Origin of the sequence: Pseudomonas lini, from assembly GCF_001042905.1 — a bacterium.
Taxonomy (GTDB): Bacteria; Pseudomonadota; Gammaproteobacteria; order Pseudomonadales; family Pseudomonadaceae; genus Aquipseudomonas; species Aquipseudomonas lini.
The window spans coordinates 654,707-676,062 of record NZ_JYLB01000003.1; the positions used below are offsets into that span (position 1 = coordinate 654,707).

Here is a 21,356-nt window from a genome sequence, read left to right on the forward strand (position 1 = left end):
AATTGAATGACCCTTAAAAATCCCGCAGAGCGGGTAATCGTGGCGTCCCCTAGGGGACTCGAACCCCTGTTACCGCCGTGAAAGGGCGGTGTCCTAGGCCACTAGACGAAGGGGACACAAACCCTTCTATACAACTGATCAGTGCTGAGAGCTGATCGATTCAAGGCCGGTGTGGCCAGACCTTGAACTGTAAAATTGGTGGAGCTTAGCGGGATCGAACCGCTGACCTCCTGCATGCCATGCAGGCGCTCTCCCAGCTGAGCTAAAGCCCCGGATTTTTCGCCTCGCGGCGGAGCGACATCTTGCAACATCGCTTCTGTAAAACTGGCGTCCCCTAGGGGACTCGAACCCCTGTTACCGCCGTGAAAGGGCGGTGTCCTAGGCCACTAGACGAAGGGGACGCAAACCCTTCTATACACTTGATCAACGCTGAGTGTTGATCGCTTCAAGGCCGGTGTGGCCAGACCTTGAAGTGTAAATTGGTGGAGCTAGACGGGATCGAACCGTCGACCTCTTGCATGCCATGCAAGCGCTCTCCCAGCTGAGCTATAGCCCCTCATCGCTGAGGACGGGGCGAATCTTAATGGCGCATCGGAAGGCTGTCAAACTTATTTTTAACAATTTCCAAAATTTTTTGTCGCCATAACAATCACTTACCGCCCTCCCCCCGAAAAACGGGGGTGGCGCCGAAGAGCAGGATCAAAAGATCGCAGCCTTCGGCAGCTCCTACGCAGGATCAAACGACCTTAGGCGATATTGCCCAACAGTTTTTCCCACTCCTTGTTTTCCTTCTTCGACACGCCGCCCAGCAGGTCGATAGCCTGGCGCAGACGGAAACGGGTCAGGTCCGGACCGAGGATTTCCATCGCGTCGAGCACCGATACCGAGCTAGCCTGGCCTGTGATCGCGGCGAACATCAGCGGCATCGCATCACGCAGCTTCAACTCCAGGGATTCGACCACCGCCTGGATGGTTGCAGTGATGCTGTCCTTCTCCCACTGACGCAGGCTTTCCAGCTTCCACAAAATCAACTGCATCAACTGACGAACCTGATCGCCCGAGAGCTTCTTGGATTCGAACAGCTTGGCGTCCGGGTTCACACCACCGGCGAAGAAGAAGCCGGCCAGCGGCGCGACCTGGCTGAAAGTTTCAACCCGGCCCTGCACGTGCGGTGCGATCTTCATCATGTATTCAGGATTCAGTGCCCATTTTTGCAGGCGAGCGGCGAACTCTTCCACTGGCAGGTCACGCAGCCATTGGCCGTTGAGCCACGACAGCTTCTCGATGTCGAAAATCGGCCCACCGAGGGAAACGCGCTGCAGGTCGAAGTTGTCGACCATTTCCTGCAGCGAGAACTTCTCGCGCTCGTCCGGCATCGACCAGCCCATGCGCCCCAGGTAGTTGAGCATTGCTTCCGGCATGAAGCCCATGCGCTCGTAGAACGTCACCGAGGTCGGGTTCTTGCGCTTGGACAGCTTGCTCTTGTCCGGGTTACGCAGCAGCGGCATGTAGCACAGCTGCGGTTGCTCCCAGCCGAAGTATTCGTACAAGAGGATCAGTTTCGGTGCCGAAGGCAGCCATTCTTCACCGCGCAGAACATGGGTGATGCCCATCAAGTGGTCATCGACCACGTTGGCCAGGAAGTACGTTGGAAGACCGTCGGTCTTCATCAGCACTTGCATGTCCATGCGATCCCACGGGATCTCGACATCGCCACGCAACATATCAGGCACCACGCACACGCCTTCGGTCGGCACTTTCATGCGGATGACGTGCGGCTCGCCGGCAGCCAGGCGACGCGCGACCTCTTCCTTGGAGAGCAACAGCGCACGGCCGTCGTAACGTGGGGTTTCGCCACGCGCCATTTGCTCGGCGCGCATCTGGTCCAGTTCCTCGCTGGTGCAGAAGCACGGGAAAGCATGGCCCATGTCGACCAGTTGCTGGCAGTACTTCTGATAGATATCGCCGCGCTCGCTTTGACGGTAAGGACCGTGCGGACCGCCGACGTCCGGGCCTTCGCTCCAGTCGATACCCAACCAGCGCAGGGCGTCGTAAATCTGCTGTTCGGACTCGCGGGTCGAACGCAGTTGGTCGGTGTCTTCGATCCGCAGGATGAACTCACCGCCATGCTGCTTGGCAAAGCAGTAGTTGAACAAAGCGATGTAAGCGGTACCTACGTGGGGATCCCCGGTAGGCGATGGCGCGATGCGAGTGCGGACGGTGGTCATGGCATGTCTCGAAAAGAATAAAAAGCGAAGATCAAAGCGAACTTCCAACAAGAGCCGAATGGTAACAGGCGTAGCCTGCCACGCTCCAGTGAGTGGGGTATTTAAGAAGACTGATGTCGGGATTGCGCCAGGGCTTTGGACCATGGTGCGCCTTTCGCGGGCAAGCCTCGCTCCTACAGGGCCGTGTCGTTAACCCATTTTGCGACCGACACGCCCCTGTAGGAGCGAGGCTTGCCCGCGAAGAGGCCCTCACAGACAACACAAAGTTCAAACGACCAACAACCGCTCCCGCAACTTGCCGATTTCGTCGCGCAGCTGTGCCGCAGCTTCGAATTCCAGGTCGCGGGCGAGCTGGTACATCTTTTCTTCCAGCTGACGAATGCGCTTGCTGATCTCGCTCGGCGAGCGCAGTTCGGCCTCGTATTTGGCACTTTCCTCGGCGGCCTTGGCCATGCCTTTGCGTTTCTTGCTGCGCGAACCCGGCACGACTGCGCCTTCCATGATGTCGGCGACGTCCTTGAACACCCCCTTCGGCGTGATGCCATTGGCCAGGTTGAAGGCGATCTGCTTGTCGCGACGACGCTCGGTTTCGCCGATCGCTCGCTCCATGGAACCGGTGATGCGATCCGCGTACAGAATCGCCCGCCCATTGAGGTTGCGCGCTGCCCGGCCGATGGTCTGGATCAGCGAGCGCTCGGAACGCAGGAAGCCTTCCTTGTCGGCATCGAGAATCGCCACCAGCGAGACTTCCGGCATGTCCAGGCCTTCACGCAGCAGGTTGATCCCCACCAGCACATCGAAGACGCCGAGGCGCAAGTCACGGATAATTTCGACCCGCTCCACGGTGTCGATGTCCGAGTGCAGATAACGCACACGCACGCCGTGGTCGGCCAGGTAATCGGTCAAGTCTTCGGACATGCGCTTGGTCAGCGTGGTGACCAGCACCCGCTCTTCCAGGGCCACACGCTTGCTGATTTCCGAGAGCAGGTCGTCGACCTGAGTCAATGCCGGACGGATTTCGATTTGCGGGTCCACCAGACCGGTTGGGCGCACCAATTGCTCGACCACTCGACCGGCGTGTTCCGCCTCGTAATTGCCCGGCGTGGCCGAGACAAAAATCGTTTGGGGGCTGATACTTTCGAATTCGTCGAAACGCATCGGCCGGTTGTCCAGCGCGGACGGCAGACGGAAGCCGTACTCGACCAGCGTCTCTTTACGGGAACGGTCACCTTTATACATGGCGCCGACTTGCGGCACGCTGACGTGGGATTCGTCGATCACCAACAAGGCGTCCGCCGGCAGGTAGTCGAACAAAGTGGGTGGCGCCTGGCCGGACTCACGGCCCGAGAGGTAGCGCGAATAGTTTTCGATGCCGTTGCAGTAGCCCAGCTCGAGGATCATCTCCAGGTCGAAACGGGTGCGCTGCTCCAGTCGCTGGGCTTCCACCAGTTTGTTATTGGAGCGCAGGTATTCCAGGCGCTCCTGCAATTCGACCTTGATCCCTTCGGTAGCTTCGAGCAGGGTTTCCCGCGGCGTCACGTAGTGGCTCTTCGGATAGAAGGTGAAACGCGGCAGTTTGCGAATGACTTCACCGGTCAGCGGGTCGAAGGCGGACAGGCTCTCCACCTCGTCATCGAACAGCTCGATGCGGATCGCTTCGAAATCGGATTCCGCCGGGTGGATATCAATCACATCGCCGCGCACCCGGAAAGTCGCCCGGGCGAAGTCCATGTCGTTGCGGGTGTATTGCAGGTCGGCCAGACGACGCAGCAGCGCGCGCTGGTCGAGCTTGTCGCCGCGATCGACGTGCAACACCATCTTCAAATAGGTTTCCGGACTGCCCAGACCGTAGATGCAGGACACCGTGGTGACGATGATCGCGTCCTTGCGCTCCAGCAACGCTTTGGTCGCGGACAGGCGCATCTGCTCAATGTGGTCGTTGATCGAGGCATCCTTCTCGATGAAGGTGTCGGATGATGGCACGTAGGCTTCGGGCTGGTAGTAGTCGTAATAGGAGACGAAGTATTCAACCGCGTTGTTCGGGAAGAACGCCTTGAATTCGCCATACAACTGCGCGGCCAGAGTCTTGTTGGGCGCCAGCACCAGTGTCGGGCGCTGTATCTGGGCGATCACGTTGGCAATGCTGAAGGTCTTGCCCGAGCCGGTCACACCGAGCAACGTCTGGTGCGCCAGCCCGGCCTCAATGCCCTCGACCATCAGGCGGATGGCTTCCGGCTGATCGCCGGCGGGCTCGAAGCGGGTGACTAGCTGGAATTCAGACATAAATACCTCTCGGTTCTCGGTGCGGGGATTCGCGCCTGTCCGGTCAAACCGGACAGCAACGAAAAAGACCGCAAACGACCGATGTCGCCCGAGGAAAAAACTGGATTGTGCTCAATGTGGAGCCGATTGCCATCGCTTTCAAGGCAAACGTCCTACATCAGGTAGAACCTTTGACGACATCACTCAACCAACGATCGAAAAATAATTGGAAAAACTTACCGTAAAAGCCGAATCGCCTGTCGCCATCAATCGCTGATGGCCTCTATACTAGCTCCCCGTTTGTGCACCGCTCTAGTGCATTCGGCTGGAGCGCGACACGTCCCTCCACACTCCATTCAGAGCCGCCGCAATAATGAGCCTGTTCTCCGCTGTCGAAATGGCACCACGCGATCCAATCCTGGGCCTCAACGAAGCATTTAATGCCGATACCCGTACCAACAAGGTCAACCTGGGGGTCGGTGTTTACTGCGACGAGGAGGGGCGAATTCCACTCCTGCGCGCCGTTGTCGAAGCCGAGACGATTCGCGCCGCTCAACACGTTTCCCGTGGCTACTTGCCGATCGACGGCATCGCCGCCTACGACCAGGCCGTGCAGAAACTGCTGTTCGGCAATGATTCGCCGCTGATCGCCGCTGGCCGGGTTATCACCACCCAAGCTGTCGGCGGTACCGGCGCGCTGAAAATTGGTGCCGACTTCCTCAAGCAACTGCTGCCGAACGCCGTCGTGGCAATCAGCGACCCGAGCTGGGAAAACCACCGAGCGCTGTTCGAAACCGCCGGCTTCCCGGTGCAGAACTATCGCTACTACGACGCCGCCACCCACGACGTTAACCGCGCCGGCCTGCTGGAAGACCTGAACGCCCTGCCGTCCGGCTCGATCGTTGTGCTGCACGCTTGCTGCCACAACCCGACCGGCGTGGACCTGAGCCCGGCGGACTGGAAAAACGTGCTGGAGGTGGTCAAGGCCAAAGGTCACGTGCCATTCCTCGACATGGCCTACCAGGGCTTTGGCGACGGCATCGATGAAGACGCCGCGGCCGTGCGCCTGTTCGCCGAATCGGACCTGACCTTCTTCGTTTCCAGCTCGTTCTCCAAATCCTTCTCGCTGTACGGCGAGCGCGTTGGCGCCCTGTCGATCGTCAGCGAATCGAAAGAAGAAGGCGCACGCGTGCTGTCGCAAGTCAAACGCGTGATCCGCACCAACTACTCCAACCCGCCGACCCACGGTGCAAGCATCGTCGCCGCCGTGCTGAACAGCCCGGTACTGCGCGCCCAGTGGGAAGAAGAACTGGCAGAAATGCGCCTGCGGATTCGCGGCATGCGCACCCAGATGGTCGACCTGCTGGCGAAAAACGCTCCACAGCGTGATTTCAGCTTCGTCGGTCGCCAGCGCGGCATGTTCTCCTACTCCGGCCTGACGGTTGAGCAGGTAACCCGTCTGCGCAACGAGTTCGGCATCTACGCCCTGGACACCGGCCGCATCTGCGTTGCCGCGCTGAACCAGAGCAACATCGACGCTGTGACCAAGGCCATCGTTCAGGTGATCTGAGTCTTTGCGTGATATGAAAACGGGAAGCCATAGGGCTTCCCGTTTTTTATTTGTCTTTGATAATTCCCAGTTCGGCGACTGGTCACTCTAGACTGCACACAGATCAAAAATGTGGGAGCGGGCTTGCTCGCGAAAGCGGTCTATCTGTCACATTGATGCTGGATGTCCCGCCGCCTTCGCGAGCAAGCCCGCTCCCACAGGTTATGAGTACACCCGAGAATTCTTGAGAACCCACATGAAAAACGATGACCTACGCGCCGACCGCGACGAGCTGGACCACTTCGTGCCCCGCTCCTCGGCCAAACGCGGTAATAACCTGGTGCTGCAAGTGGCTGCGGGCGTGTTCCTTGGCGGCCTGGCGTTGTGGCTGGTGCAACTGACCGCCACGATGCTGTACGCCAAACTGATGCTGGGCACCATTACCTTCGGCGGTTAAGCCAATTCGGTCGCACGTTGGCTGGCCGCGTCGTCATAGGCCACATAAAGCGACTCGGCCACCTGGCTTTTGATCGCCTTGGTGCTTTCCAGGCCCAGTACAAAACCTTCGGCCTTGCCGCCCGCACGGTTCAATTCGTCAGCGGTGCTGGCCTGAGTGATGGCGTCGAACAGTTTCTCGGCGTGCGGGCCAACGCCTTTGGGCAGGCTGATCTGAGCGATGCTCATGCGAACACCTCGCTGTTTTGAGGTGTGAGGGTTAGGTGATTCATGGCGCATACCTTTTCGGCTGAGGGCCGGCAGCGCGTGTCACCACTTCCGGGCGACCATGGTAGACCTCTACCGCGATTCTGGTAACCGCCAATGGCCGATAACCCCCTCTGATCCGATGAAAACATCAAACTGCCAACAGAGGCTTGACTTCTCTTTTTGAATCAGTAACATAGACGCCATTCCGCGATAGCTCAGTTGGTAGAGCAAGTGACTGTTAATCACTGGGTCCCTGGTTCGAGTCCAGGTCGTGGAGCCAGACAGCAAAATCGAAAAGCCCCTGAATCGAAAGATTCAGGGGCTTTTTTGTGCTCGCTATAAAGTCAAAAGATCGCAGCCTGCGGCAACTCCGGGGATCGCATCGCACACGAATCCCCGTAGAGCTGCCGCAGGCTGCGATCTTTTGATCTACCTGCCTTTTTATCGGGTACCGCCGTCAGACATGCTCACTGCTTTTCGCATGCACCGCTCGCGGCTCTGCATGCCCATGCTCTGCCTCCACCACCGGAATCTCATTCCCGTCGCAGTCACGCAGCTTGCCTTCGCTGAAGTAATCCCCTTCCCGCAATGCCGCCAGATCCTGATAACGCAAGACCCGCTCGGTACCGGCCGCAAACACCGATTGTTGATCCGAGTTGCCGGCGGTGAGGTGGTTGAAGGCCAGGTTCAGAACGATGGCCATGATCGCCGAAGAGCTGATGCCCGAGTGGAAGATCGTCGCGAACCAGCTAGGGAAGTGGTCGTAGAAGTTCGGTGCAGCGATGGGGATCATGCCGAAACCGATGGAGGTGGCGACGATGATCAGGTTGACGTTGTTGCGGTAGTCGACCTTGGACAGCGTCCGAATGCCGCTGGCCGCCACGGTGCCGAACAGCACGATGCCGGCGCCACCGAGCACGGAGGTTGGTACGGCGGCGATGACCCGACCCATGAATGGCAGCAATCCGAGTACCACCAGGAACACACCGCCAGTGGCCACCACGAAACGGCTCTTGATCCCGGTTACCGCCACCAGCCCGACGTTCTGGGCGAAGGCGCTCTGGGTGAAGGAGCCGAAGATCGGCGCGATCATGCTCGACAGCATGTCGGCGCGCAGGCCGTTGCCCAGGCGTTTGGAGTCGACTTTGGTGTCAATGATTTCACCGACGGCCAGAATGTCGGCGGAGGTTTCCACCAGGGTCACCATGATCACAATGCACATCGACAGGATCGCGGCGAAGTGGAAGGTCGGCATGCCGAAATGGAACGGTGCCGGGAAGCCGAACATCGGGCCTTGGGTGACGGACGAGAAATCCGCCATGCCGAGGAACACGGCGATAACTGTGCCGATGACCATGGCCAAGAGGATCGACAAACGGGAGATAGTTGCACTGCCGATCTTGCTGAGTAGCAGCACCAGCACCAACGTCACCGCCGCCAGGCCGATGTTCGCCATGCTGCCGAAGTCCGGAGCATGGCTGTTGCCGCCCATGGCCCAGCGTGCGGCCACCGGCATCAGCGTCAGGCCGATAGTGGTGATCACAATGCCCGTCACCAGCGGCGGAAAGAACTTGGTGATTCGCGAGAACACCGGCGTGATCAGCAAGCCGATCAGCGACGCGGCAATCACCGCCCCGAGAATTGACTGAAAGCCGCCCTCCCCACCACTGCTGACAATCGCCACCATGGTCGCAACGCCGGAGAAAGACACACCCTGCACCAGCGGCAACTGACAACCGAAAAACGGTAAACCCAGGGTCTGCAGCAATGTCGCCAGCCCCCCTGCGAACAATGAAGCAGCAATCAACAAACCGATGTCCGCCGGCGAAAGCCCGGCAGCCTGACCGATGATCAAAGGCACCGCGACGATACCGCCGTACATGGTCAGAACGTGTTGCAGGCCATAAGCCATATTCGCGCCGATCCCGAGATTCTCATCCTCGGGCCGTTGTTGTGAAACATGGGGCGTTTTCATGGTTGGGGGGTTCCCTGGTTTTTGTTGTGCGCACACTGTATTCAATAGTCGGGACAAATGTCTATAGAGTTGTATACAACTAACCGGTCAGATTATGGACAGATGTTCACACCGCCCTTTAGCCGCAGAGCCCCCAGCCTAAAAACTCTTGAAATACATCCTTCCTCCCCTTTCCCTCCCCACCGCTAATCTTTTGCTTTCCAAGCGACCGCCGGCACGGCCGCCTCTCGCTTATACATATAAAGTATGCATAATGAAGTCATTCGAAATTCAGTACCACAAGGCAAAGAACGCGGCCAACAAACTAAAGCATCAAGGCATCAGCCTCGCCGACACAGAACCGGTGTTTTATGACGAACGAGCCCTGACGCTTCAGGACAACCACCATGATGAGCCGCGATGGATCATCGTCGGGCTGGATGCCAAAGGTCGACTGCTGGTCGTTGCATACACCTACCGCGACCCGAATTTCGTGCGAATCATTTCCGCGCGCATCGCCACCAAAAACGAGCGTCGCCACTATATGGAGGCTTGACCGATGAAAGATGAATACGACTTCAGCAACGCCAAGCGTGGAGCGGTTGCCTCCAGCAAAGGCAAGACCCGAATCACCATCATGCTCGATGATGTCGTCATAGAGGCCGCGCGTGCGTCGGCAGAAAGCGAGGGGTATGGCTATCAGACGGTAATCAACAATACCCTGCGCCAGGCATTGCTCAGCGATAAAGGCAAAACGGCGAAGCCCGATCAGAACCCTGCCGTTGCAAATGTCGGGCATCTCAAAAAAGGAATAACGGCCTCCGAGCTGAAAAGCCTGGAGAAAAAATTGTCAGAGGCCCTCAGCGAAATCCATCACGTGATGGAGCTTGAAGTTCGTTCCTAGACACAACACCGACCAAAAGAAAAAGGGGCGAATTGATTAAATCCGCCCCATTGCATGACGCTCAACTTACCTGCGACACAGGCTCAATCAACCGCTCCAGCACCCGTTTCAACACTTCCGGCGCTGGCACTCGAATCCCGAATTCACTTTCCAGTAACCCGATCAACTCATCCACATCCGCCACCTGCCGCCGTTCGCTGTCACTGCCCATGCAATGAATGGCAAAACTGCCGTTATTCAATGTGCGTCGCCATCCCTCCCCCGTCCGCGCCACCATCAGTTGTTTCACGAAGGACGATTCGGGATAGGTCGATACGTACCAGTTGCCGAGGGTGTAATCGATGTCTTCCTGACGCTGCAGATCGAAGATGTACATCGCCCGCCATTCACCGCCGACGTTGGCGCGCAGGGTGTAGCCGTCGGCATGCGGTTCAATGCGATAGGGTTCGTGGGGCGTGAACTGCTCGACTTCGGTATCCAGCATCAGCGGTGCGGTGGGCACCATGCCGCCGAAGCCGACGTCGGTGATGTAGCGCACGCCATCCAGGGTCACCAGGCTCAAGCGGTGCGTCCGTGCGGTCCACGCGCTTTCGGGCTGGCCCATGACCACGCGACCGGTGATACCACGTGCGTCGAAGCCCAATGTCTGAAGCAAGGCCAGGAACAGGTTGTTGAGTTCGTAGCAGTAGCCACCACGACCGTCGTGGAGGACTTTCTGCTCTATGGACGGCAGATCGATGAGCACCGGTTCGCCTAATAACGTGGTGAGGTTTTCGAACGGAAAGGCACCCGTGTGGCGCAGTTGCAGTTGTCGCAGGGTTTCCAGGGTCGGTGCCGGGGGCGTATCGAAGCCCAGGCGCTGCAGGTACAGCGCAAGATTTGTCAGTCGTGTCTCGCTCATCGCTCAATCCTTTATGCAGAGGTCCGCGGATCGCTCCGCCGATGGGCGCCATGTATAAGGGAAAACACGGTCGGACTGACAATTGATTTAGCCAATCGCCGCACACGCCAAGACTATCGACGCTTGCGCGAACCCAATCGAATCCATGTCGGTGCATGATCGCTGGCATGAGGTTCGTTGCGAACCCAGGCATCGACGCCGGCCTCTTGCAGGTAAGGACTCAGTGTCGGATTGAGCAGCAGATGATCGATGCGCAACCCCGAGTTTTTCTGCCAATGCTGACGAAAATAATCCCAGAAGGTGTAGATCCGCTCCTCTGGATACAGATGACGCAGGGAATCGGTCCAGCCCTGGTCCAGCAGCCGCTGATAACACGCGCGACTCTCGGGTTGCAGTAGCGCGTCCTTGAGCCAGGAGCGCGGGTTGTAGATGTCCAGATCGGTGGGCACCACGTTGTAGTCGCCGGCCAGCACCACCGGATGGTCGCTGCTCTGCAGATCCTTGGCGTGCGAGATCAGCCGCTCGAACCACGCCAGTTTGTAATCGAATTTCGGCCCCGGCTGCGGATTGCCATTGGGCAGGTACAGACAGCCCACTAGAACCCCGTGCACGGCAGCTTCCACGTAGCGGCTATGGGTATCGCTGTCATCACCCGGCAAACCGCGTCGGCTCTCCAGCGGTTGTGCATCGCGCGCCAGAATCGCCACCCCGTTCCACGACACCTGGCCGTGCCAGACGGCGCCATACCCGGCCGCCTCCAGTTCGGCGACGGGGAACGCGCCGTCGACCGATTTGAGCTCTTGCAAGCAGACGATGTCTGGCTGTTCTCGCGCAAGCCAGGCCAGCAGATTCGGCAAGCGGGCGCGCATGCCGTTGACGTTGAAGGTGGCGATTTTCAGGTTCTTCATGATCCGACGCTCGCAACGGACGGGGCGGTATCCAGTTGTGACCGGGGTGCGCCACGGCAGTTGCCGTGGCGCACGAAACAGGCGACTAAAGGTGCGTGCCCTGCGGCGGAAAATCATCCCTTGATGCCTTGAGCAACGGCAGCAGAGCATACTTGTCCACCGGCCGACTGAGGTAGAACCCCTGCACTTCATGGCACTGGTCCGAGATCAGGAAGTCCAGTTGCTCCAGTGTCTCGACGCCCTCTGCGGTGACGGTCAGGCCCATGGCCTTGCCCAGGTTGATGATCGCCTGCACCACGGCGCGATCGTTGCTGCCATTGCTCATGGACGCAATGAAGCGCTTGTCGATCTTGATCCCGTCGAACGGGTACGTGCGCAGGTAACCCAGCGAAGAATAACCGGTGCCGAAGTCGTCCATGTTCAGTCGTACGCCCAACTCCTTGAGTGCATTCATGGTCGCCAAGGCGCCATCGACGTCGATGAGCATCACGTTTTCCGTGATCTCCAGTTCCAGTCGACTGGCGGGCAATCGGCTCTGGATCAACGCCTCCCGGACATCCTCAATCACATCGCTACGGGCAAACTGCACCGGCGACAAGTTGACCGACACCATCATCGCGCCCGGCCAGGTCAGGGCCGTCTCGCACGCCTCGCGCAACACCCAGCGCCCTAATGGCACGATCAGATCGGTCTGCTCGGCCAATGGAATAAACGCGTCGGGGTTCAACAAGCCTTGCACCGGATGCTGCCAGCGCAGCAGCGCTTCGACCGAGACGATCTGCTTGCCATCGACGTGATAACGCGGCTGGTAATGCATCACGAATTCGTTGTTCTTGATCGCCTGGCGCAGGTCGCTTTCCAGTTGTCGGCGGTGCTGGATCTGATCGTTCATGTGCGCCGCAAAGTAGCACCATGTCTTCTTGCCATTGGACTTGGCCTGATACAACGCGATATCGGCACAGCGAATCAGCTCCTCCGGAAGATGCCCCTGGCGCCGACTCAGGGCGATACCGATGCTCGCACCGATGTGCAGCGTGTGATGATCGTAATTAATCGGTTGATGCAGGCTGTCGAGCAAGCGCTCGCAGAACCGGTCGATTTCCGCGTGGCTGTCCATGCCGTGGAGCACCAGCACGAACTCGTCGCCACCCAATCGGGCAACCAGATCGATATCCCGCGTACACTCGCGCAAACGGATCGCCACTTCCAGCAATACCGCATCGCCGGCCGGGTGGCCGAGGGAATCGTTGATCGGCTTGAAGTTATCCAGGTCGATCATCAACAACGTCAACGCCGCCGATTGCTCTTTCAGTGCCAGCGCGTCTTCAAGGTAGCGTGCCAGCTTGTTGCGGTTCGGCAAGCCAGTCAGTGCGTCGTGCAGCGACAGATGCTGGATCTGCGCATGGGCGGCGACTTCATCGGTGATGTCGCTGGCCGTCCCGCGAAAACCCAGTACCGCGCCCTTGCGCTGGATCGGTCGCGCCGACACCCGGCACACCCGTTGTTGCCCCGACTGATCGCGGTAAGAGCAGCGCAAGTGGCTGACGGCTTGCTCTTCATCAAGTTTGTTCAGCCATAGCGACAAGGGCGTTGTGTCGCAGTTGAGCAGTTGCCCGATGTTCTGCCCCAACCATTGCTGATCGGAAAATCCGGTGACGGTGCTGAAACGCCCCGACAGATAGGTGATGCAATGCTGGTCGTCGATTTCCCAGATCCAGTCGGACGCGGCCTCGGCCACTGCACGAAAACGCTCTTCACTGGCCTCCAGCGCCTGGTTCGACAAGTCGAGACTGGTGTAACTGGCGTCCACATGCCCGGACGTGCGCAGGACATATCGAAAAAAGTACGCCGTCAACAACGCCAGAATCAACAGCGCTCCACCCAGGGGCGGCAGCAGCGACCAGAGCAATTGGTGACCCGGCCGCTCAAGTCGGGAGACCAGGCTGTAACCGGTGCCGGTCAGAGCCACAGCTGGCTGACCAGGAACAATGCCGTCGTCGGCCGTCAGGCTCAAATCATTCAACCCGTAATCGGCACTCAAGGTATTGAGCTTTTCAGGGTTCAATTGATCGACATATATCAGCACTGAGGTGCTCTTGGGATCGACCGCCGGGCGTTCGTCATTGGGCACGATCGCGGCCGCCGTCAACAACGCCGGTTTGCCTTCGAACAAGGTGTACCGGCTGACAGGCTCGATGAGGCTCTCCTGGCTCTGAACCTCCTCTATGAGGCTCGCCATCGACGTCGACAGATAGGCCGTCGCTTCGCCCTGCACCTGAAGCCCGCGCACTATGGCGTATTTGGTTCGCTGACGATCGATCACGAAAACGCCATCGTAATGATCGATAGTGAACAGGGTTTTACCCACGTTCTGATCGACGTAGGCCCACTGCACATCGACCTTGTCGTTCAGATGGTCGTAGGCGGTCGTCCAGTTGGCGTAACTGGCAATGTAGTTTTTCGAGGCGGTGATGCGGTTCTCAAGTGCGCGTTGCGTGTAGAACGTGGTTTTGCTCAGATCCTGAGCATCGAGCCGTGCGGCAATGCTGAACAGGGCCATCAGCGCGATCAACACCCCAACTACAAACAGCAGGCCGATGACCAACATCAGGTTGCGGGTAATCGGTGTATGACGCGCAGGTGCAGCGGTGGTAATGGCGGTCAAATCCATGCACTTGTTTCCTGTCAATCGATCGCCTTATCGGGTGAGGCCGGCGGGGTCTGGTCTGTCGTCATGACAGCCAGGCTCTCCACTGACCATAGCAGCCATGCTCGGTCATCGCCCCTGAATAACGCAAGTCATTGCCGCACTTGAAGAACCCAGGCTCCGTGCCATCCCGCCCCACCACTTGTCATCCAACCGGCACCAACCGCCTCGCCACCGCACCAATATCAGATAACGGCTCATTTTGTGGATACGTACCCTGATGAACATCAGCATCACCTCCCTGTTATTGGCCGGACTGTTGGCCGGGGCATCTGCCAACATTTTTGCGGCGTCCGGAGATGGCGCGGACGCCACCGGCACCAAGTCCGGCGGCATCAGCAGCTCGACGATGCCACCCGACAACACCCCCGGCTCGCCTGCGGGCGGGACAAGTTCGGACACCCATGGAAGCAGCGGCACGGGCACCGATGGCGGGGCCAGCGGCTCCGGCTCGGGTGCCGGAGGCGGAACGGGGTCTGCCGGAGGTGGCACTGGCGGTGCTGGCGGTGGGACGGGTAGTTCGACGCATAAAAGCAATCCATGACACCAATATCGGACCTGTAGGAGCCAGGCTTGCCGGCGAAGGCACTCTCAAGGACGCCTTCGCCGGCAAGCCTGGCTCCTACAGGTTGCCCCCCATGGAGGAAAATTTCAGCGGTCCGAGCGCATCAGTGCCTCGACGCCCCCCTCCATGGACAGCACCGCCGAACGATTTCGCCCCGAATGCTTGGCCTGGTACAACGCCGCATCCGCGCGCTTGATCAACATTTCGGTGCTGTCGTGCCCTGTCGGCACAAACGAATAACAGCCAAGGCTGACCGTCACGTAGCCCGTGGGTGAGCCGCTGTGGATGATGTTCTTGTCCATGACGCTGCGGCGGATCTGCTCGGCGATCGTCAGCGCACCATGAACGTCGGTGTCCGGCAGCAACACCGCGAACTCTTCACCGCCGTAGCGCACCGCCAGATCGGCATTGCGGTGACAGCAACTCTTCAGCGCCCGCGCCACTTCGGCCAGGCAATGGTCCCCCGCCACATGACCGTAGGCGTCGTTATAGCGCTTGAAATAATCGATATCGAGCATGATCAGGCTCAGCGGACTCGACCGCCGGGCACCGCGCCCGAACTCGATCTCCAGCGCCCGCTCGAACAATCGACGATTGGCCAACCCGGTCAGGCTGTCGTGGGTGGCGATCAATTCCAGGGTTTTCTGCGCCTCGCGCAAATCCGCCTCAATGCGCTCGCCCGCGCGCACCTGATGAATGAACATCCAACCGAACAACCCCACGCCAAGGACGACCAGAGCGACGATCACACTGGATCGAATCGCCGTGTCGTACCAGTCCTTGAAGATCGCGTCTTCGGAAGATGCCGCCGCGACCACCACGGGATAGGCATCGAGCTGACGGTAGCCATACAACCGGACGATGCCATCCACCACCGAGCCGATCATGGCGTTGCCCGATGTCGCACTGGGCAAGAGTGTTTGAAAAATCTCGCCCTGAGCCAATGACGTGCCGATCTGCGATTCCACAAACGGCCGTCGCGCCAGCAGTGTTCCATCGGCCAACGCCAAAAACATCGTGCCATTGTTATCGAGGCTGAAGCTTTTGAAGAACTGATCGAAGTACGACATCTTGATCCCGGCCAGCAACACGCCCTGGAAATTGCCGTCCTGATCGTTTACCCGCCTGGAAACCGGAATGATCCATTCGCCATTCTCCCGACTGCGAATCGCCGGGCCGATGTGTGCCTGGGACGATACGTTCTGCTGGTGAAACCTGAAATATTCGCGGTCCGCTACACCTGGGCCACGGGGCAGATTTTCGAACGACGTCACGACCCATTGCCCCCGCTTGTCGAACAGAAATATCCCGTGCAATTGATGCAACGCCTGCACCCGCCGCGCGAAGGTTTTCTGCAAGCGTGGCGTCTGGGCAACGTCGAAACCCTCAGCCTCAATCCAGTCCACCAGACTGGTCAGCACCAGATCGGCTTTCATGAACGTGTCTTCGGCCTGCTGCGCCATGGCCCGAGTCAGGTTCGATGATGACACCTCGGCCAACGCCAGGTCATGCCGACGCGACTGCTCCAGTTGCAGGTAAAGCAGCCCACAGAGGCAGAGGCACACCGCCGCAATAAACAGCACCGCGGCTTTGAGCAGGGGCAGCCGCTTCAAGGCACCCTCGGGCGCGTGGTGCGGATCGGGAATGGGGATAGGCAAAAGCGAGTCCTGAAAGGGTAAGGCATGGGCAAAGGCCCAAAACCCTTATTCTTTTTGAGCTTACTCTACGGGGTTGTGCGGGGCAATTGCGCCAGTTTTACAGAGACCAAGTACCCGCGCGAGTGAAATACAAAAACCGTCTCTGCTAGGATGAAAAACCTCAGGAGCCTATCGAACGCTTCGATATCGGCTGCCGCGCCTACCCCGGCCCGTTTACCCAAGGAGGAAAAACATGAGCGCTGCGCACCACTCCGCCCCCATTGACACCGTTGTGTTCGATCTCGGTAATGTCCTTATTCGCTGGAACCCCAGAAACCTTTACCGAAAGCTGTTCGGTGAAGACCTGGAGGCCATGGAAACTTTCCTGTCAGAGGTCTGCCATACCGCCTGGAACGAACAACAGGACCAAGGCAGAACCTGGCAGGAGGCGATTGAGGAAGCCATCGCCCGACATCCGTCCCAGGAGGCCTTGATTCGCGCCTACCGCGAGCGCTGGGTAGAAATGCTCGATGGCGCCATAGAAGAGACGGTGCACATCCTCGATGAACTGCATGCCAAAGGCGTGCGGTTATTGGCACTGACCAACTGGTCCGCCGAAACCTTTCCGATTGCCCTTGAACGCTTTGAGTTCTTGCAGCGATTCGAAGGCATTCTGGTATCGGGTGCCGAGGGGATTATCAAACCTTCGCCGGAGATTTTTCAGTTACTGCTATCGCGGTTTGACGTTGATAGCCGCCGCGCGGTGTTCATCGATGATCATGCGCCGAATATTGCGGGAGCACGCCGGACGGGATTTCATGCGGTTCAGTTCTTCAGCCCGGAACAATTGCGCGAGGAACTGGTGGCGCTTGGGCTGCCTGTAGAACAAAGTCAATCAGCGAAATAATGCCAGTTAAGATGTGGAACCTGTGGGAGCGGGCTTGCTCGCGAAAGCGGTGTCTCAGGCGACTTCAATGTTGACTGTGCCGCCGTCTTCGCGAGCAAGCCCGCTCCCGCAGGTTTACGCACCTTGACTGACTGGAATCGGCCCCTAAGGACGCCCCATTTTTTTCAGGACCGTACCGACAGCCAACCCATCACCGCGAAGGCGGAACCCGAATATCCCCCGCCCGGCATTGCGTCTTCACGCCCTTCCCGCACGCGCCGAACCCCAGGTCCTTGCCCATGCACACCCGTACTTCCGACAACTCCGGGCCATTGCAAATCACGGCAATGCCATTGGCTGGGATCCCGGGGTTGCTTTGGCGAAACATCTGCGCGATTTCCTGGGCTTCAAAGTAATACGAGCTGCTGAACGGTTGCAGCTTCTGCGGGATCTTGACCGCACCAAGCGCCTTGTCGGACGCGTCCAGGTAACCCATGGCACCGAGACCGCTGCACGTGCCGTGCTTGGCCCATTCGTGATTGAGCAGCTTCTGGGTCGGGAACAAGGTCAGGCCCTTGGCGTTTTCCGCCGGCGACAAGGTCACCCTCGGTGGGCAAGACTCCGGCCAGCCACCCTTGGCGTATTGCGGCCAGAGACCGTGAAGCACGAAGCCGTAGCCTTTACCGGAGCATTGCGCATCGTCTTTGTGAGTCAGGCAGAAGGTCGGCGACCAAGAGAGCGTCAACAGGTAGTAATCGAACACCCCTGCAACCGATTCCGCCTGGACTTTACTGCTCTGGGTTTCGCGGGCGCTGCTCAGGCCGATGTTGCCGAAGGTCAGCGCGATCAACGCGACGATTGCGTAAAATTTCTTCATTACCCACTCCTTGGGATGATTGATTTGGCCGTAAAGGGCCGAAGAATGGTTTTGTCACGCGGGTGTTTCAATCGCATGACGCAAGGCAAAACCGCATGACCTTGAAGGAGCTACGATTAACTGACATCACGACAGGAAATCGAAATGAGTAAAGCAGACGAGCTCGCCGAGAAGCTGAAACAATCCCGGCAAACCAGTGCCGACGCGACCATCGCCGATCAGGCCATCGACAGCTGGCCTGCCCAGGTCTATGAGCTGTATCACCAGATCGAAACCTGGCTTCAGCCACTGATCGAAGTGGGCCTGAAGCTGCGACGCAATTCCACTCACGTTTTCGAGAGGGCTCCGGACGGGGCGAGTTACGATTACGCCATCGACCAACTGCTGATCGAAGGCAACCATCACAGCATCACCTTCGATCCTGTCGCTCGCTTCACCGCCGACGGTGCCGGACGAGTCGAAATACGCTCGGCAGACAAAGAACTCGCCCACCTATTGCGAACCGTGACCGAACATGGCGAAACGCAGTGGTGGCTGCGGGCGATCGAGCAATCCATACAACAACCGGATGCGGTAGCGCTGACGGAGCACAATCTGCTCTCAGTAGTACAAGAGGGGTTGGAACTCTAAGGGTCTACAACTTGCTCTGCCCTACCGCCATTGAGGGAGGCGCCGCTCGCCTCCCGTCCAGCGTTGGCCGCTCCGAAGGCAGATTCAGCGCCCGCAACACCGGCTTATCGTACCCATACACATCGGGCTTGAACGTCACTCGCCCATCAAGGCTCAGGTCCACCGTCCAATAAGCCAACAGCACCGGCACTTTCACCGGGAGCCTGATGTTCTGCGTCTTGCCGTTGGCTAACTGCTTTTGAATCCCTGCGCTGTCCCAGCGAACCGGGTCGTTGAACAACAGCTCCACCAACTGCAGCGGGTTTTCTACCCGAATACAGCCGGAACTGGTCGCGCGATTGGATTGCGCAAACAACTCGCGATGCGGTGTGTCGTGCAGGTAAATCGCATAGTCATTGGGAAAGCGAATGACCACCTGCCCCAGCGAGTTATCCGACCCTGCATCCTGACGCAGCGTAAGGCCGCGCGGGTTGTCCCAATCCACGGTCAACGGGTCGAGCACGTTGCCTTCTCGATCGATCACACGAATCCGGTTTGCATCAAGATAGCCAGGGTTGTTGCGAATCTTCGGCAGCATATCCTTGACCAGAATGGTCGGCGGCACGGTCCAGGTCGGGTTGAACGTGACGTAGGTGATCTCCGATTGAAAAATTGGCGTGCTGCGATACGGTTTGCCCACCTGCACCCGGGAGCGCCATGTCAACTTGCCATCGCGATAGAACGAAACCTTGTACCCGGCGATGTCGACGATGACAAAGGTGCCCTGAAGTTTGTACAACAGCCACCGCGCCCGCTCCATGTTCACGCGGACCTGATCGATTCGTGCCTCGACCGGCACATTCAGCGCCGCGAGTGTCGCCGGACCCGCCACACCATCCGCCCCGAGGTATTGCTCGGTCTGATACTTCTTCACCGCCGCCATGACGGTGTCGTCGTAGTCGGAGCGCGCGTTCATTTTCGCGGTCAGATAACCACCCGCCACCAAACGGGCTCGCAACTGCGCGACCGAGGCGTCGTCCATGCCCGGCCTGAGCGTCTGCCCTCCTGGAATCTTTGGCCAGCCGCCACTGTCGCGAACCCTGCGCAATTGCGCCAGGCCCTGTCGCAACGTGCCATAAATCGCTTCTTGTGGCGGCGCCTGGGCGAACGCGCGCGCGACGTCATGGCTGTCGAGGGCGGCGAAGAAAAGATTGACGTCCTCCCGAGGGTCGATGCCGAGCGGGTCGAAATTCCAATGGATGTCCAGCCGCGAAGGGTCAACCTTGCCGCGCCGCAGCTGCAGCAGCGCCGTGATGAACGTCTGGGTCGCCGAGATATCAAAAGCTGCCTGCTGCCCGGGAGTTGGCGCAGTTGTCTGCATCGAGTTTCTGGCCGTGACCAGTTCGGCAATTCGAAAATCCTCGGGGTCCAGGCCATCAACCCCGGTCTCGCTCAGGCTTTTCAACAACTGGACGACATCGTCATCGTCCGTCCAGGCAGCGCGATAGCCACGATGGCTATAAAAATCCAGCACTGCTCGGTTAACGTCGACCCGTTGATGACGCGGCGAGGTGAGCAATGGGGGAAAGGCCGAACTCAATGGCGCCAATGCCGCTTGAATCGCCTGACCAACGTAGTCGCCAGGCGCTGCCTCCGCGACCACGCTAACGGGAGATGACGGCTCAATCGGCGAAGTTTCCGCAATTGCCATGCCGCTTATCAGAAAGCCCATAAAAAATATGCGGCTTATGACGAATAACCTTGTTAACTGCCCCATGGATAATCCTTAATCTCCCGTTTTCAACCGGCTAGCGTCGTGCGCGCTGCTAGACTCGAAACAATCAGATGAGACTTGCGTATGGCCCTAGACCGCTTCGGCTTTTTAATGACGGCCCTGTTGCTGACCGCGTTTACCTTACCGGCAGCCTACGCCGATTCGCTTGAAGCCGCGCTGATCAAAGCGGCCCCCAATGCCAACGCCAAGGTAATTGCCCTGGCCGTACGCGCTTCCCAATGCAGCCGGGCCAAAAGTGCGGCTCCGGCTCAAAGACTAGCAGTGATCGATTATTCCCTGCCCTCGACCGCGCAGCGTCTTTGGGTGTTCGACCTTAAACAACGCAAATTGTTGTTCCATGAACTGGTCGCCCACGGTCGCAACAGCGGCGAAAACATGGCCCGTCAGTTCTCCAACCGTAATGCCAGCTTCGCCACCAGTCTGGGTTTGTACCGAACCCAGTCCAGCTATGTCGGGCAGAACGGCTATTCGTTGCGCATGGAAGGTCTGGAGCCGGGTTTCAACGACAACGCTTTCGAGCGGGCGATCGTTATTCATGGCGCGCCGTACGTCAGTCCTGACTTGGCGCGGGCGAATGGCCGGATCGGTAGAAGCCTGGGTTGCCCGGCGGTGAGGCCTGCGATTGCGCATCAGTTGATCGACTCGATGAAAGATGGGCAACTGTTGTTTTCTTACTATCCGGATCAACGCTGGTTGAAGTCTTCTTCGTATATCAATTGCGGTAACGCGACCGTGGCGGACTCGTCCAAGCCGAATAAAAGTCATTGAATACCGTGTGAAACTGTCAAAACTGTAATGTTGGCCTCAGCCTGCTGAAAGGCGCCGCCCGTTAGCCTCCTCTTATAGAAGTTCTCTTCCTCCGCTCAGGA

18 protein-coding genes and 5 tRNA genes are annotated in these 21,356 nt (G+C 58.7%); 9 read left to right on the forward strand and 14 right to left on the reverse strand.

Going from position 1 to position 21,356, the window contains the following annotated elements; translation table 11 throughout:
• Positions 1-40: 40 nt before the first annotated feature.
• The 6 genes from TU81_RS11565 to uvrB form a co-directional block, all read right to left on the reverse strand.
• Positions 41-116: transfer RNA gene (locus TU81_RS11565), tRNA-Glu, on the reverse strand.
• An 80-nt stretch (positions 117-196) separates the two neighbouring features.
• Positions 197-272: transfer RNA gene (locus TU81_RS11570), tRNA-Ala, on the reverse strand.
• A gap of 53 nt (positions 273-325) precedes the next feature.
• A tRNA-Glu gene (locus tag TU81_RS11575) sits at positions 326-401 on the reverse strand.
• A 79-nt stretch (positions 402-480) separates the two neighbouring features.
• Positions 481-556, reverse strand: a tRNA-Ala gene (locus TU81_RS11580).
• Between the two features lie 190 nt (positions 557-746).
• On the reverse strand, positions 747-2,228 hold the full coding sequence (gene gltX, locus TU81_RS11585; protein WP_038980067.1) for a glutamate--tRNA ligase: 1,482 nt from the start codon (positions 2,226-2,228) through the stop codon (positions 747-749).
• A 267-nt stretch (positions 2,229-2,495) separates the two neighbouring features.
• Positions 2,496-4,511, reverse strand: coding sequence for an excinuclease ABC subunit UvrB (uvrB, locus tag TU81_RS11590; protein WP_038980066.1), 2,016 nt, complete (start codon positions 4,509-4,511; stop codon positions 2,496-2,498).
• A 352-nt stretch (positions 4,512-4,863) separates the two neighbouring features.
• Here uvrB and TU81_RS11595 point away from each other — a divergent pair, with 352 nt between their 5' ends.
• Both TU81_RS11595 and TU81_RS11600 read left to right on the forward strand, forming a co-directional pair.
• On the forward strand, positions 4,864-6,060 hold the full coding sequence (locus TU81_RS11595; protein ID WP_048395156.1) for an amino acid aminotransferase: 1,197 nt from the start codon (positions 4,864-4,866) through the stop codon (positions 6,058-6,060).
• A 235-nt stretch (positions 6,061-6,295) separates the two neighbouring features.
• Positions 6,296-6,496: a hypothetical protein gene (locus TU81_RS11600; protein WP_007905992.1), complete on the forward strand. Its 201-nt coding sequence runs from the start codon at positions 6,296-6,298 to the stop codon at positions 6,494-6,496.
• Here TU81_RS11600 and TU81_RS11605 read toward each other — a convergent pair.
• Positions 6,493-6,723 carry a hypothetical protein gene (locus tag TU81_RS11605; RefSeq protein ID WP_008007186.1) on the reverse strand — a complete coding sequence of 77 codons (231 nt, stop codon included), beginning with the start codon at positions 6,721-6,723 and terminating at the stop codon, positions 6,493-6,495. The genes TU81_RS11600 and TU81_RS11605 overlap by 4 nt on opposite strands.
• A 225-nt stretch (positions 6,724-6,948) precedes the next feature.
• Between TU81_RS11605 and TU81_RS11610 the strand changes: the two genes are divergently transcribed.
• A tRNA-Asn gene (locus tag TU81_RS11610) sits at positions 6,949-7,024 on the forward strand.
• Between the two features lie 177 nt (positions 7,025-7,201).
• Here TU81_RS11610 and TU81_RS11615 read toward each other — a convergent pair.
• Entirely contained in the window at positions 7,202-8,719 is a 1,518-nt protein-coding gene (locus tag TU81_RS11615) for a nucleobase:cation symporter-2 family protein (protein ID WP_048395157.1), read from the reverse strand.
• 253 nt (positions 8,720-8,972) lie between these two features.
• Here TU81_RS11615 and TU81_RS11620 point away from each other — a divergent pair, with 253 nt between their 5' ends.
• On the forward strand, positions 8,973-9,254 hold the full coding sequence (locus tag TU81_RS11620; RefSeq protein ID WP_048395159.1) for a BrnT family toxin: 282 nt from the start codon (positions 8,973-8,975) through the stop codon (positions 9,252-9,254).
• Positions 9,255-9,257: 3 nt separating this feature from the next.
• A complete protein-coding gene (locus tag TU81_RS11625) occupies positions 9,258-9,602 on the forward strand; it encodes a BrnA antitoxin family protein (RefSeq protein WP_038980063.1) in 345 nt (114 codons plus the stop codon).
• A gap of 61 nt (positions 9,603-9,663) precedes the next feature.
• Here the strand turns inward: TU81_RS11625 and TU81_RS11630 are convergent, their stop codons facing one another.
• From TU81_RS11630 to TU81_RS11640, 3 genes are all read right to left on the reverse strand, one after another.
• A complete protein-coding gene (locus TU81_RS11630; RefSeq protein ID WP_048395161.1) occupies positions 9,664-10,503 on the reverse strand; it encodes an arylamine N-acetyltransferase family protein in 840 nt (279 codons plus the stop codon).
• A gap of 113 nt (positions 10,504-10,616) precedes the next feature.
• Positions 10,617-11,411 carry an exodeoxyribonuclease III gene (gene xth, locus TU81_RS11635; protein WP_048395163.1) on the reverse strand — a complete coding sequence of 265 codons (795 nt, stop codon included), beginning with the start codon at positions 11,409-11,411 and terminating at the stop codon, positions 10,617-10,619.
• Positions 11,412-11,496: 85 nt separating this feature from the next.
• Positions 11,497-14,082 (reverse strand): bifunctional diguanylate cyclase/phosphodiesterase, encoded by a 2,586-nt coding sequence (locus TU81_RS11640; RefSeq protein ID WP_048395165.1) that lies wholly within the window; start codon positions 14,080-14,082, stop codon positions 11,497-11,499.
• Positions 14,083-14,338: 256 nt separating this feature from the next.
• Between TU81_RS11640 and TU81_RS11645 the strand changes: the two genes are divergently transcribed.
• Complete coding sequence (locus TU81_RS11645) at positions 14,339-14,662, forward strand: hypothetical protein (protein WP_390176083.1); 324 nt, start codon at positions 14,339-14,341, stop codon at positions 14,660-14,662.
• A 107-nt stretch (positions 14,663-14,769) separates the two neighbouring features.
• Here TU81_RS11645 and TU81_RS11650 read toward each other — a convergent pair whose 3' ends face one another.
• Entirely contained in the window at positions 14,770-16,341 is a 1,572-nt protein-coding gene (locus TU81_RS11650) for a sensor domain-containing diguanylate cyclase (protein ID WP_038980058.1), read from the reverse strand.
• Positions 16,342-16,573: 232 nt separating this feature from the next.
• On the opposite strand from TU81_RS11650, the gene TU81_RS11655 reads away from it, so the two are divergent.
• Positions 16,574-17,227, forward strand: a complete 654-nt coding sequence (locus tag TU81_RS11655; protein WP_038980057.1) for an HAD family hydrolase — start codon at positions 16,574-16,576, stop codon at positions 17,225-17,227.
• A gap of 190 nt (positions 17,228-17,417) precedes the next feature.
• On the opposite strand, the gene TU81_RS11660 is transcribed toward TU81_RS11655, so the two are convergent.
• Positions 17,418-18,083: a ribonuclease T2 gene (locus TU81_RS11660; protein ID WP_038980056.1), complete on the reverse strand. Its 666-nt coding sequence runs from the start codon at positions 18,081-18,083 to the stop codon at positions 17,418-17,420.
• 144 nt (positions 18,084-18,227) lie between these two features.
• On the opposite strand from TU81_RS11660, the gene TU81_RS11665 reads away from it, so the two are divergent.
• Positions 18,228-18,713 carry a hypothetical protein gene (locus TU81_RS11665; RefSeq protein ID WP_038980055.1) on the forward strand — a complete coding sequence of 162 codons (486 nt, stop codon included), beginning with the start codon at positions 18,228-18,230 and terminating at the stop codon, positions 18,711-18,713.
• 4 nt (positions 18,714-18,717) lie between these two features.
• Here TU81_RS11665 and TU81_RS11670 read toward each other — a convergent pair whose 3' ends face one another.
• Entirely contained in the window at positions 18,718-20,469 is a 1,752-nt protein-coding gene (locus TU81_RS11670) for a L,D-transpeptidase family protein (RefSeq protein ID WP_048395167.1), read from the reverse strand.
• 81 nt (positions 20,470-20,550) lie between these two features.
• On the opposite strand from TU81_RS11670, the gene TU81_RS11675 reads away from it, so the two are divergent.
• Positions 20,551-21,255 (forward strand): murein L,D-transpeptidase catalytic domain family protein, encoded by a 705-nt coding sequence (locus TU81_RS11675; RefSeq protein WP_038980053.1) that lies wholly within the window; start codon positions 20,551-20,553, stop codon positions 21,253-21,255.
• The last annotated feature ends 101 nt before the right edge of the window (positions 21,256-21,356 follow it).

Coding starts and splice junctions, on each gene's coding strand:
- TU81_RS11640 (WP_048395165.1), bottom strand. CDS start 14,082: ATGGATTTGACCGCCATTACCACCGCTGCACCTGCGCGTCATACACCG.
- TU81_RS11595 (WP_048395156.1), top strand. CDS start 4,864: ATGAGCCTGTTCTCCGCTGTCGAAATGGCACCACGCGATCCAATCCTG.
- uvrB (WP_038980066.1), bottom strand. CDS start 4,511: ATGTCTGAATTCCAGCTAGTCACCCGCTTCGAGCCCGCCGGCGATCAG.
- TU81_RS11630 (WP_048395161.1), bottom strand. CDS start 10,503: ATGAGCGAGACACGACTGACAAATCTTGCGCTGTACCTGCAGCGCCTG.
- TU81_RS11645 (WP_390176083.1), top strand. CDS start 14,339: ATGAACATCAGCATCACCTCCCTGTTATTGGCCGGACTGTTGGCCGGG.
- TU81_RS11665 (WP_038980055.1), top strand. CDS start 18,228: ATGAGTAAAGCAGACGAGCTCGCCGAGAAGCTGAAACAATCCCGGCAA.
- TU81_RS11655 (WP_038980057.1), top strand. CDS start 16,574: ATGAGCGCTGCGCACCACTCCGCCCCCATTGACACCGTTGTGTTCGAT.
- TU81_RS11675 (WP_038980053.1), top strand. CDS start 20,551: ATGGCCCTAGACCGCTTCGGCTTTTTAATGACGGCCCTGTTGCTGACC.
- TU81_RS11620 (WP_048395159.1), top strand. CDS start 8,973: ATGAAGTCATTCGAAATTCAGTACCACAAGGCAAAGAACGCGGCCAAC.
- gltX (WP_038980067.1), bottom strand. CDS start 2,228: ATGACCACCGTCCGCACTCGCATCGCGCCATCGCCTACCGGGGATCCC.
- TU81_RS11600 (WP_007905992.1), top strand. CDS start 6,296: ATGAAAAACGATGACCTACGCGCCGACCGCGACGAGCTGGACCACTTC.
- TU81_RS11615 (WP_048395157.1), bottom strand. CDS start 8,719: ATGAAAACGCCCCATGTTTCACAACAACGGCCCGAGGATGAGAATCTC.
- TU81_RS11660 (WP_038980056.1), bottom strand. CDS start 18,083: ATGAAGAAATTTTACGCAATCGTCGCGTTGATCGCGCTGACCTTCGGC.
- TU81_RS11670 (WP_048395167.1), bottom strand. CDS start 20,469: ATGGGGCAGTTAACAAGGTTATTCGTCATAAGCCGCATATTTTTTATG.
- TU81_RS11625 (WP_038980063.1), top strand. CDS start 9,258: ATGAAAGATGAATACGACTTCAGCAACGCCAAGCGTGGAGCGGTTGCC.
- xth (WP_048395163.1), bottom strand. CDS start 11,411: ATGAAGAACCTGAAAATCGCCACCTTCAACGTCAACGGCATGCGCGCC.
- TU81_RS11605 (WP_008007186.1), bottom strand. CDS start 6,723: ATGAGCATCGCTCAGATCAGCCTGCCCAAAGGCGTTGGCCCGCACGCC.